9 protein-coding genes, 1 tRNA gene and 1 pseudogene are annotated in these 10,133 nt (G+C 66.2%); 9 read left to right on the forward strand and 2 right to left on the reverse strand.

The features are described 5' to 3' along the window. Window positions 1-83 precede the first annotated feature (83 nt). Window positions 84-773, reverse strand: a complete 690-nt coding sequence (gene pyrE / locus QB898_RS05120) for an orotate phosphoribosyltransferase (RefSeq protein ID WP_279524068.1) — start codon at window positions 771-773, stop codon at window positions 84-86. 13 nt (window positions 774-786) lie between these two features. On the opposite strand from pyrE, the gene QB898_RS05125 reads away from it, so the two are divergent. The 9 genes from QB898_RS05125 to QB898_RS05165 all read left to right on the forward strand — a co-directional run bounded on the left by QB898_RS05125 (window position 787) and on the right by QB898_RS05165 (window position 9,478). Further along, a complete protein-coding gene (locus QB898_RS05125; RefSeq protein WP_279524069.1) occupies window positions 787-1,581 on the forward strand; it encodes an exodeoxyribonuclease III in 795 nt (264 codons plus the stop codon). Window positions 1,582-1,639: 58 nt separating this feature from the next. Continuing rightward, window positions 1,640-2,284, forward strand: a complete 645-nt coding sequence (locus QB898_RS05130; RefSeq protein WP_279524070.1) for an MBL fold metallo-hydrolase — start codon at window positions 1,640-1,642, stop codon at window positions 2,282-2,284. 134 nt (window positions 2,285-2,418) lie between these two features. Next, on the forward strand, window positions 2,419-3,777 hold the full coding sequence (gene rsmB, locus QB898_RS05135) for a 16S rRNA (cytosine(967)-C(5))-methyltransferase RsmB (protein WP_279524071.1): 1,359 nt from the start codon (window positions 2,419-2,421) through the stop codon (window positions 3,775-3,777). Beyond that, complete coding sequence (locus QB898_RS05140; protein ID WP_279524072.1) at window positions 3,749-4,648, forward strand: DUF4390 domain-containing protein; 900 nt, start codon at window positions 3,749-3,751, stop codon at window positions 4,646-4,648. Before rsmB ends, QB898_RS05140 begins: the two co-directional genes overlap by 29 nt. After that, a complete protein-coding gene (locus QB898_RS05145) occupies window positions 4,645-6,918 on the forward strand; it encodes a sensor histidine kinase (RefSeq protein WP_279524073.1) in 2,274 nt (757 codons plus the stop codon). The genes QB898_RS05140 and QB898_RS05145 overlap by 4 nt, the downstream gene beginning before the upstream one ends. 23 nt (window positions 6,919-6,941) lie before the next feature. After that, window positions 6,942-7,646 (forward strand): response regulator, encoded by a 705-nt coding sequence (locus QB898_RS05150; protein WP_279524074.1) that lies wholly within the window; start codon window positions 6,942-6,944, stop codon window positions 7,644-7,646. 28 nt (window positions 7,647-7,674) lie between these two features. Continuing rightward, window positions 7,675-7,750: transfer RNA gene (locus QB898_RS05155), tRNA-Phe, on the forward strand. 352 nt (window positions 7,751-8,102) lie between these two features. Beyond that, window positions 8,103-8,693, forward strand: a complete 591-nt coding sequence (locus tag QB898_RS05160) for a LemA family protein (RefSeq protein ID WP_279524075.1) — start codon at window positions 8,103-8,105, stop codon at window positions 8,691-8,693. A 149-nt stretch (window positions 8,694-8,842) separates the two neighbouring features. Further along, the gene (locus tag QB898_RS05165; RefSeq protein WP_279524076.1) at window positions 8,843-9,478 is read left to right on the forward strand and encodes a class I SAM-dependent methyltransferase; all 636 of its coding nucleotides are present in this window, start codon (window positions 8,843-8,845) and stop codon (window positions 9,476-9,478) included. Between the two features lie 403 nt (window positions 9,479-9,881). Here QB898_RS05165 and QB898_RS05170 read toward each other — a convergent pair. After that, a pseudogene (locus tag QB898_RS05170) lies at window positions 9,882-10,133 on the reverse strand (hypothetical protein); the annotation flags it as partial.

Raw genomic sequence — 10,133 nt, forward strand, 5'->3', positions numbered from 1 at the left:
GCGCACATTCCACTAGGACTTCACGCTATGAAGACAGGAGCAAAATACGGCTTCTCCCTTGGGGCGGCTCTCAGAACAGCGGTTCAGGCCGCGCCATAGCGTTCGCGGTAGGCCGCCACGGCCTTGAAGTATGGCAGGGACTGCGGATCTTGCTCCAGGTACTGCAAAAGCTGTGCCAGGCTGGCGATGGCGCACACCTTCAGCCCCAGTTTCTCGCGCACATATTGCACGGCGCTCCAGGGGGCGTCCTGCCCGTTTTCCGTGGCTTTTTCCTGCCGGTCCAGCGCAATGGCCACCGCATGCGGCGTGGCCCCCGCGCTGCGGATGAGGGCGATGGATTCGCGCACGGCGGTGCCGGCCGACATCACGTCATCCACGATGAGCACGCGCCCCTTGAGCGGCGCGCCCACCAGCGAGCCGCCCTCGCCGTGGTCCTTGGCCTCCTTGCGGTTGTAGGCAAAAGGCTTGTTGTGCCCGGCAGCGGCCAGCGCCACGGCCACGGCGCTGCCCAGCGGAATGCCCTTGTAGGCGGGGCCGAAAATCATGTCGAATTCAATGCCGCTGGCCAAAATGGCCCGTGCGTAAAATTGCGCCAGCCGCCCCAGGCGCGCGCCATCATCAAACAGCCCGGCATTGAAAAAATAAGGCGAAAGCCGCCCGGCCTTGGTTTTGAATTCGCCAAAACGCAGCACGCCGCAATCAATGGCAAATTGCACGAATTCCTTCGCCAGCGCATTTTCTTCGCATTCAGTCTTGTTCAACAGGGCATTCATGGAGTGATTCACTTTGTTCAAACTCACCAGCCTCAATCTCAATGGCATACGCTCGGCCGCCGGCAAGGGGCTGGGCGAATGGCTGCTGGCGCAAAGGCCCGATTGTATTTGCGTGCAGGAAGTCAAGGCGCAAATGCCCGACGTGGCGGGCCGCTTTGAAACGCTGGCGGGCATGCGCGGGTATTTCCATCTGGCCAGCGTGAAAAAGGGCTATTCCGGCGTGGGCATCTATACGCGCCACGAACCCAGCGAGGTATTGGCAGGCTACGGCAGCGAGGAATTTGATGCGGAAGGCCGTTATGTGGAATTGCGGTTTGATACGCCCGCACGCAAATTCTCTATTATCAGCAGCTATTTTCCCAGCGGCTCTTCCGGTGAAGAGCGGCAGGCGGCCAAATTCCGTTTTCTGGAAGGTTTCCTGCCTTTTTTGAAGCGGCTCAAGAGCGGGCGCGAATTCATTTTGTGCGGCGATTTGAATATCGCGCACCAGGAAATTGACCTGAAAAACTGGAAAGGCAACCAGAAAAACAGCGGTTTTCTGCCCGAAGAGCGCGCCTGGATGAGCCGCGCGCTGGCCGAAGTGCCATTGACGGACGTGTACCGCCGCCTGCACCCGCAGGCCACTGGCGAGGCCTACACCTGGTGGAGCAACCGGGGCCAGGCCTGGGCCAACAACGTGGGCTGGCGCATTGATTACCACCTGGCCACCGAGGCCGCCGGCCAGCTGGCCCGCCGCAGCGCCATTTACAAGGAGCAGCGCTTTTCCGACCACGCGCCGCTGACGATTGAATATGAAATGGCGCTGTGATATTCCCATGCAGGCTTGATTTTTTGGCGTGCGATATTCTGAAACAAGGCCCATTGCCATGTCCGTTTTGCATTATCAAATCATTCCCGTAACGGCTTTTGCGCAAAACTGTTCGCTGCTGTGGTGCGATGCAACGCGCGAGGCGGCCGTGATTGACCCCGGCGGCGATTTGCCGCGCATCGAGCAGGCCGCGCAGGCGCTGGGCTTGAAGCCCGGGCAAATCTGGCTCACGCACGGCCACATCGACCACGCGGGCGGCGCGGCGGAGCTGGCCGAGCGCTGGCAAATTCCCATCGTCGGCCCGCATCCGTCCGACCAGTTCTGGATCGACGCGCTGGCCGAGCAAAGCCGCCTGTTCGGCCTGCCGCCCGCGCGCGCCTTCACGCCCACGCGCTGGTTGCATGACGGCGACACCGTGCAGCTGGGCCGCTGCGAGCTGGCGGTGCGGCACTGCCCGGGGCACACGCCGGGCCACGTCATCTTTCACTCGCCCGAAGCCCGGCTGGCCTTTGTGGGCGACGTGCTGTTTGCGGGCAGCGTGGGCCGCACGGACTTTCCGCAAAGCAGCCACGCGCAGCTGATGGACAGCATCACCCGCCAGCTCTGGCCCCTGGGCGATGACACCGCCTTTGTGCCCGGCCACGGCCCCGGCAGCACTTTCGGCCACGAGCGGCGGCACAACCCCTTCGTGCGGGGCACATGAAAGGCTATGAGCAGGGCAAAGATTTCGCTCCTCGTTCAATAGCAAGATGTCCTAGTGGAAATTGCGCAAGGCGGCATTTCCACCCCCCTTCAATTTGCTCCTTTTATTGATGAATTCCGCCCCAAGTCATTGCCATGAATGAACCGAAAACGCCGCTTTGGCAGCAGTTGCAGGCCACGGCCGCCGCCTTGCAGGCGGTGCGGCAGGGCCAGTCGCTGACGGCCTGGCTGGCGGCGCTGCCTGCCGCGCAGCGCCCGGGCGTGCAGGCGCTGGCTTCGCAGGCGCTGCGGCAGTGGGGGCGGGCGCAGGCGCTGCGCCAGCAGCTGGCGCGCCGCGCGCCGCCGCCACCGCTGGATGCACTGCTGTGCTGCGCGCTGGCGCTGGCCTGCTGCGAGCCGCCGCCGTATAGCGATTTCACGCTGGCCGATCAGGCCGTGGAAGCCGCCCGCCGCCAGCGCGGTTTGCGGGCGCAAGCCGGTTTTCTCAATGCCTGCCTGCGCCGCTTTGGCCGCGAGCGGGCGGCGCTGCTGGCCGCCGTGCAGGCTGACCCTGTGGCGCGCTGGAATCACCCGCTGTGGTGGGTGCAGCGCTTGCAGCGCGATCACCCGGCGCACTGGCAGGCGCTGCTGGAGCAGGCGCAAGAGATGCCACCAATGGCGCTGCGCGTGAATCTGCGCCAGGGCAGCCGCGAGGCGTATTTGCAGCAACTGGCGCAGGCGCAGCTGGCGGCGCGCGCGCTGGGGCCGGCGCATCCGGCGGGCATCGTGCTGGCGCGCCCCGCGCCGGTGCAGGCGCTGCCGGGCTTCGCACAGGGCCGCGTTTCCGTGCAGGACGGCGCGGCGCAGCGGGCCGCGCCGCTGTTGCTCCAGGGGCTGGCCCCCGCTGGCGGCGCGCCCGCTTTGCGCGTGCTGGACGCTTGCGCTGCGCCTGGCGGCAAGACGGCGCATTTGCTGGAGCTGCGGCCCGGCGCTGAAGTGCTGGCGCTGGATGTGGACGCTGCGCGCTGCGCGCGCATTCGCGGCAATCTGGCGCGCCTGGGGCTGGCCGCCGAGGTGCGCGCCGCCGATGCCGCCCGGCCCGCGCAGTGGTGGGACGGGCGGCCGTTTGATGCCATCTTGCTGGATGCGCCGTGCAGCGCCTCGGGCATCAGCCGCCGCCACCCGGACGCGCGCTGGCTGCGGCGCGAATCCGACCTTGCCGCGCTGGCGGCTACGCAGCGCCGGCTGCTGGCGGCGCTGTGGCCGCTGCTGCGCCCGGGCGGGCGGCTGCTGTATGCCACCTGCTCGGTGTTCCGCGCCGAGGGGCAGGAGCAGGCCGATCACTTTCGCGCCGCCCACCCTGACGCGCTGGCGCTGCCCGCGCCGGGCCACTTGCTGCCCGCGCTGGCGCCCGGCGGAAATCCGGCTGAAAAATGCGGTGAAGATACGGACGCACACGAACCTTGCACGGAAGATGGCTTTTTCTATGCCCTGTTTGAAAAAAGCGCCGCCTGAATTCACGGGCCTTGCCGCCGCGCGCCGCCGCGCCTTGCTGCGCACGGGCGCGGCCCTGGCCTGCCTGTCTGCGCTGCCCGCTTGGGCGCAGGCGGATGAAGCGCAGCCGGAAACAAGCCCGGAGATGGGCGTTGAGACGGGGGCAGGAATGAAAGCGGAGATGAGCGTGGAAACGGGGCCGGATCGCCCGCCCGCCGCGCCTGCCGCAGAAATGGCCGGGCGGGCGGAAGCTGGCGCTTCAACCCCAGAGAGCACGGAAAACAGGCCCTCTGATGCCGGGCAATCCGAAAGCCAGGAATCCGAAAGCGCCTTGCCCGAAAGCGCCTTGCCCGAAAGCCCGGCGCAGCCTGCCAGCGCCGCCACGCTGGCCGAGCTGCGCACCCGGCGCGAAGCCGATGGCAGCCTGCTTTTGACGGCGCGCGTGCGCTTTGCGCTGGCACCCGCGCTGGAGCAGGCGCTGCTCAAAGGCGTGCCCCTGCACTTCATGGCCGAAGCCGTGGTGCTGCGCAGCCGCTGGTACTGGCGCGACCGCCGCCTGGCCGCGCGCCAGTGCTACTGGCGGCTGGCCTATCTGCCCCTGATGCGCCGCTGGCGCGTGCTGATCAGCAGCCAGCCGCTGGCGAGCGTGGAAGCGCCCAGATCCGAGACCACCACGGCCCGCCTGTTTGACACGCTGGATGAGGCGCTGGATGCCGTGCAGCGCGTGAGCCACTGGCGCATCATGAATGCCGCGCACTTCGAGCCGGGCCGCCGCCACACGCTGCGCTTTCACTACCTGCTGCAAGACGAGGGCCTGCCGCGCCCGCTGCAAGCGGCCGAGCGCATCGAGGTGCAGCGCGACATGGATCTGACGCCGGAGGGCGCGGCATGAACGGCAGGCCAGACGCTTCTTCGCCCGCCACGCCATTGAACACCCCCTCAGCCACGCGCTTTGCCCGGCTGTGGAACCGCGTGCAGCGCCGCGCGCTGCTGGCCGCCGCCGCCGTCATGCTGTCCGTGGGGCTGATGCTGCTGTTTTTGCTGGCGCAGGCCGCCAACAATCTGCTGCTCTATCAGAACTACTACGCGCCGCTGGTGGTCATGAATGCACTGGTAGCGCTCATGCTGGCGCTGGGCATTGGCTGGGGCGTGAGCTGGCTGTGGCGGCAGTGGCGGCGCGGGCGCTTTGGCAGCCGGCTGCTGACCAAGCTGGCGGCCATCTTCGCGCTGGTAGGCGTGCTGCCGGGGCTGCTGATTTACGTGGTGTCGTATCAGTTCGTCTCGCGCTCTATCGAATCGTGGTTTGACGTGAAGGTGGAAGGCGCGCTGGAAGCCGGGCTGAACCTGGCCCGCACCTCGCTGGACACGCAGGCGCGTGATTTTGGCAACCAGCTGCGCGCCGCCGCCACGCAACTGGCGCAAACGCCAGACGGGCTGACGGCCCTGCCGCTGGAGCGCATTCAGGAGCAGACCGGCGCGACCGACATCTCCCTGTGGGGCGGCAGCCCGCTGCGCATGGTGGGCAGCGCAGGCGGCGCGCACTTTGAAATCAACCCCGAACGCCCCGCCGCCCAGCAGCTGCGCACGGCCCGCGCGCAAGGCGTGGCCACGCAGGTGGAGGGGCTGGACGAGCCTGGCGGCAGCGCCCGCATCAAGGCGCTGGTGCTGGTGAGCGCGCCCGGCGTGAGTCTGGTGGACGAGCAGCGCTTCGTGCAGGCCGTGCAGCCGCTGCCCAGCGCGCTGGTGGCCGACGCGCTGGCCGTGCAGGAAGCCAACCGCGAATATCAGGAGCGCGCGCTCGGCCAGGGGGCGCTGCGCCGCATGTACATCGGCACGCTCACGCTCAGCCTGTTTCTGGCCGTGTTCGGCGCGGTGCTGCTGGCCGTGCTGCTGGGCAAACAGCTGGCCACGCCGCTGCTGATGCTGGCCAAGGGCATGCGCCAGGTGGCAGCGGGCGATCTCACGCCCAAGCTGGTGCTGGCGGGCAAAGACGAGCTGGTGGGCCTGACCCGCTCTTTTTCAGACATGACGCAGCAGCTGGCCGACGCCCGCCGCGCTGCCGACCAGCACCGCACGCGCCTGCAAACCATTCTGGACAACCTCACCGCCGGCGTCATCGTGCTGGACGCCGCTGGCGCCGTGCAGTCGGGCAACCCCGGCGCCGACCGCATCCTCGGCCTGCCGCTGGCCGACTACTGCCTGGGCAAGCCTCTTTCCACGCTGCCCGCGCTGCAAGAGCTGGCGCAAGGCGTGCAGGCGCAGTTCGCCGAATTCGAGGCCGCCCGCGCCGAGCACAGCAGCCTCAAGCACTGGCAGCACACCTTCGAGCTGCACGCTGCCGAAGGCGACGTGGCGGATAACGCCATCACCCTGGTGGCGCGCGGCGCGCTCCTGCCCGGCGGGCTGCGGCTGCTGGTGTTTGACGACATCTCCGAAGTCGTCTCCGCCCAGCGCGCCCGCGCCTGGGGCGAAGTGGCGCGGCGGCTGGCGCACGAAATCAAAAACCCGCTCACGCCCATTCAGCTCTCGGCCGAGCGGCTGGCGCACAAGCTGGCCGGCAAGCTGCCCGAGGCCGAAAGCCAGATGCTGGACAAAGCCGTGGCCACCATCGTCGATCAGGTGCAAGCCATGAAGCGGCTGGTCAATGAATTCCGCGACTACGCCCGCCTGCCCCGCGCCGATTTGAAGCCGCTGGATCTGAACGCGCTCATCACCGACGTGCTGGCGCTTTACGAATCCGGCGAAGGCGCGCGCAGCGTGCCCGTGCGCGCCGAGCTGGACGCGGCCAGCCCCCGCATCCTGGGCGACGCGCAGCAGCTGCGCCAGGTCATCCACAACCTGCTGCAAAACGCGCAGGACGCCACGGAAGCGGCCGGGCGCAGCGCCCCCGTCATCATCCGCACCCAAACCCTGCAAGCCGAAGACGGCCTGCACCGCGTGCGCATGACCATCGCCGACAGCGGCCACGGCTTTGCCGACGCCATTCTCCAGCGCGCCTTCGAGCCTTACGTCACCACCAAGGCCAAAGGCACCGGGCTGGGGCTGGCTGTCGTCAAGAAAATCGCCGACGAACACGGCGCGCGCATCGACCTGTCCAACCGCTGCGAAAACGGCGCGGCGTGCGGCGCACTGGTGTCGTTATCATTCAAAAGCGACGTTTGATATCTGAGAAAACACGAATAACCATGGCAAATATTCTGGTGGTTGATGACGAGCTGGGCATCCGGGATCTCCTCTCCGAAATCCTCAATGACGAAGGCCACACCGTGCAGCTGGCCGAAAACGCCGCCAGCGCCCGCGCCGCCCGCCTGGAATCCCAGCCTGACCTGGTGCTGCTTGACATCTGGATGCCTGACACCGACGGCGTGACCCTGCTCAAAGAGTGGCGCGCCGCCGGCCTGCTCACCATGCCCGTCATCATGATGAGCGGCCATGCCACCCTGAACACTGCCAGCGAAGCCGCCCGCATCGGCGCACAGGACTTCCTGGAAAAACCCATCACCCTGCAAAAACTGCTCAAGGCCGTGCAGCAGGCCCTGCACCGTGACCCGCCCCCTGCGCCCAAGCTCGCCAGCGCCCCGCGTCCGGTCACGCCCGCGCTGACCGCCGTCACCATGCCTCTGGCAGGGCACCCGCAAGCGCCCGCTGTTCAGCCCGACCCTGCGCCCACAGGCCCTCAAAGCCGCCAGAGCTTCGATCTGGACCGCCCCCTGCGCGAGGCCCGCGATCACTTTGAAAAAACCTATTTTGAATACCATCTGGCCATGGAAAACGGCTCCATGACCCGGGTGGCCGAAAAAACCGGCCTGGAGCGCACACACCTGTACCGCAAGCTCAAGCAGCTGGGTATCGACCTTTCCCGCAACCGCAAGCACAGCCAGGCCGCCTGAAAGCCGTGCTAGAATTCGTCTTCTTTATGGCCCGGTAGCTCAGTTGGTAGAGCAGAGGACTGAAAATCCTTGTGTCGGTGGTTCGATCCCGCCCCAGGCCACCAAACACAAACGCCCTGCCGGTTTTCCGGCAGGGCGTTTTCTTTTAAGCCTGTTCAAAATCCTGCGACACACAGAAAAGCGTTTCGAAAGCTCGCTTCCCAATCAAAAACAGGAGCACATATAGGAAACGGAAATACCGTTTCGCGCTGTCTCCACCAAGACATCATGCTATGAATACAGGAGTGAACAACCCATGCATTCAGCCCTGCTTCATGCCGATACGCCTATTGCACGTCAAACCGTTGACAAGCTCTTGACGTCTTAAAGCGGCGAACCCGATCTCTTTCACCCGGCTCGCCGGAGGCAGGACAATGCAGGCCCTGCGGCCGCCTGCTTGCTTCACTCCTTCTTGACATGACCTGGACTCATCCCCTGCTGGTCGGCATAGCCTGTGCCGTGCTGCTTTTCTGGGCCGTTGGCGCCTACAACCGGCTCATGCGGCTGCGCGCCAAGGTCAAAAAGCAGTTTGCCGCGTTGGATGCGTTCATGCTGCGCGAACTGGTATGGGTGCAAGGCTGTCTGCCCGATACCATGCGCGGCGGCACAATGCCTGCGCCGCTGACACTCCAAGATGAAAGCCATGCCGCCTTGGTGCGCCTGTGGGCAGCCTGCGAGCAACTGGCAGCCGCGCTGGCTGAAACCCGCCACAACCCCTATACCCCTGAGCTGATGGAAGGACTGGCCACCGCTCATGACACTTTGGGCGCTGCCTGGCAGCGGGCGCTTGAACACCTAGCAGCAGATACGCCCGGCGTTGACGCCACGCGCCTGGCCAACCGCCGCACACACCTGCTGCACCAAAGCCTGCCCCTGCGCGAGTCTTTCAACGCCTCCGTGCTGACCTACAACCGCGCCATCGGTCAGTTTCCGGCCAGCCTGCTGGCCCGGCTATGCGGTTTCCGCCCGGCCGCCATCTTGCGTGCACTGCCACTGTCTTCGGCATAGGCCAACCTCTTCAAAAGGCATAGCGAGATATCTTGATGGAAGGGCGCGAACGCCGCTTTTCATGGGTCTCGAAATGCGTGCGGCGTCAGCTCTGGGCTTTTGTGATGCAATCCGCCGCTTCCGGCGAACAGCCTTCCTTATTTCCCCTGATGAAACACTTGGCATCCGTTTTCCGCGCCCAGCAACAGCAAAACGCCCTGCTGTGGCGCGAACTGGTGCGGCGGCCCGGCTCCGTGGGGGCCATCTGCGCCAGCTCCCGCCGACTGGCCGCCTGCATGGCTTCGCACATTGACCCGCATCCGGACGCCCCTTCCGTCGTCGTCGAGCTGGGCGGCGGCACGGGCGCCATCACCGCCGCTTTGCGCGCCAGCGGGCTGCCCGCCAGCCGCCTGGTCGTCGTTGAGCATTCGGCCAGCCTGGCGCAACACCTGCGCCAGCGCTTTGAAGGCGTGTGCGTCATCCACGGTGACGCCGCAGACCTGCCCCGCATGCTGCGCGGCGGCGATTGGCCCGCTGACGAAGCGGGGCGGCCCCTGCCCATCGCGCAAATCGTCTCCGGCCTGCCCCTGCTGTCCATTCCTTTACCCGCGCGCCGCCGCATTCTTGCCGCAGGCATACAGGCGCTGCCTGCGCAGGGGCGGCTCATTCAGTTCACCTACGCCCTGCGCGCGCCTTCGCCCTGGCAGCAGGCGGGGCTGCAATTGCTGTCAAGAGAGCGCGTTGTGTTCAATCTGCCCCCCGCCCGGGTGGATGTGCTGGCGCATCCCGTGCAAAGCTCGCGCTGAAAAGCCGCTTGAGACCCGCCCGCAAACAGGCCCCCGGGCGAGCGGCCAATGAGTGGATCAGCGCCTTCAGCATGGCCCTTCGCTGACCAGATACCCCCAGAAACAGGAGCAAATTCAAGGGGCCTGAAATGCCTATCTGCGCTTTGTCCACTAGGACCTCATGCTATGGATAAGGGAGCTAAATATTGCCATCCATTCCTCGCGCATGTCTGACCTGCGCCCTGCCCTGCTCTTTCGCCTCACGGCCAAACTGTGAGCAGGCTTTGAGGAGCCTTGCTTTTTCCGCCTTCCGTCAGGCAAAACCGGGGGCAGGCGCATGTTCCGCTCCCAACGCAATCGGCTCTCACTCATGAAAAAGGGCCGGTACAAACCGGCCCTTTCGGCATGGACGCAAACAGCTGCGTCAGGCGCCTGCGCGGCGGCGGCGCCAGCCGCCCACGCCTGCCATCAGCGCTGACAACGCCGCCAGCATGGGCCAGCCCAGCGTGGGCACGGAAACCGGAGCGCCCGGAGTTGGCGGGCCGCTTTGGGTTTCAGCAAAGTTGTTGCCAGTCGATCCCGTGGCGGGCACCGTGAGCGTGATGGTGCTGTTGCCCGTGCCGCTGCCGCCGGTGTCAGCCGTGCCGCCCGCGCCGCGCGTGTTGTAGGCGTTGGT

The sequence above is a fragment of the Ottowia cancrivicina genome (genome assembly GCF_029813755.1).
In the GTDB taxonomy this organism is placed as follows: Bacteria; Pseudomonadota; Gammaproteobacteria; order Burkholderiales; family Burkholderiaceae_C; genus Ottowia; species Ottowia massiliensis.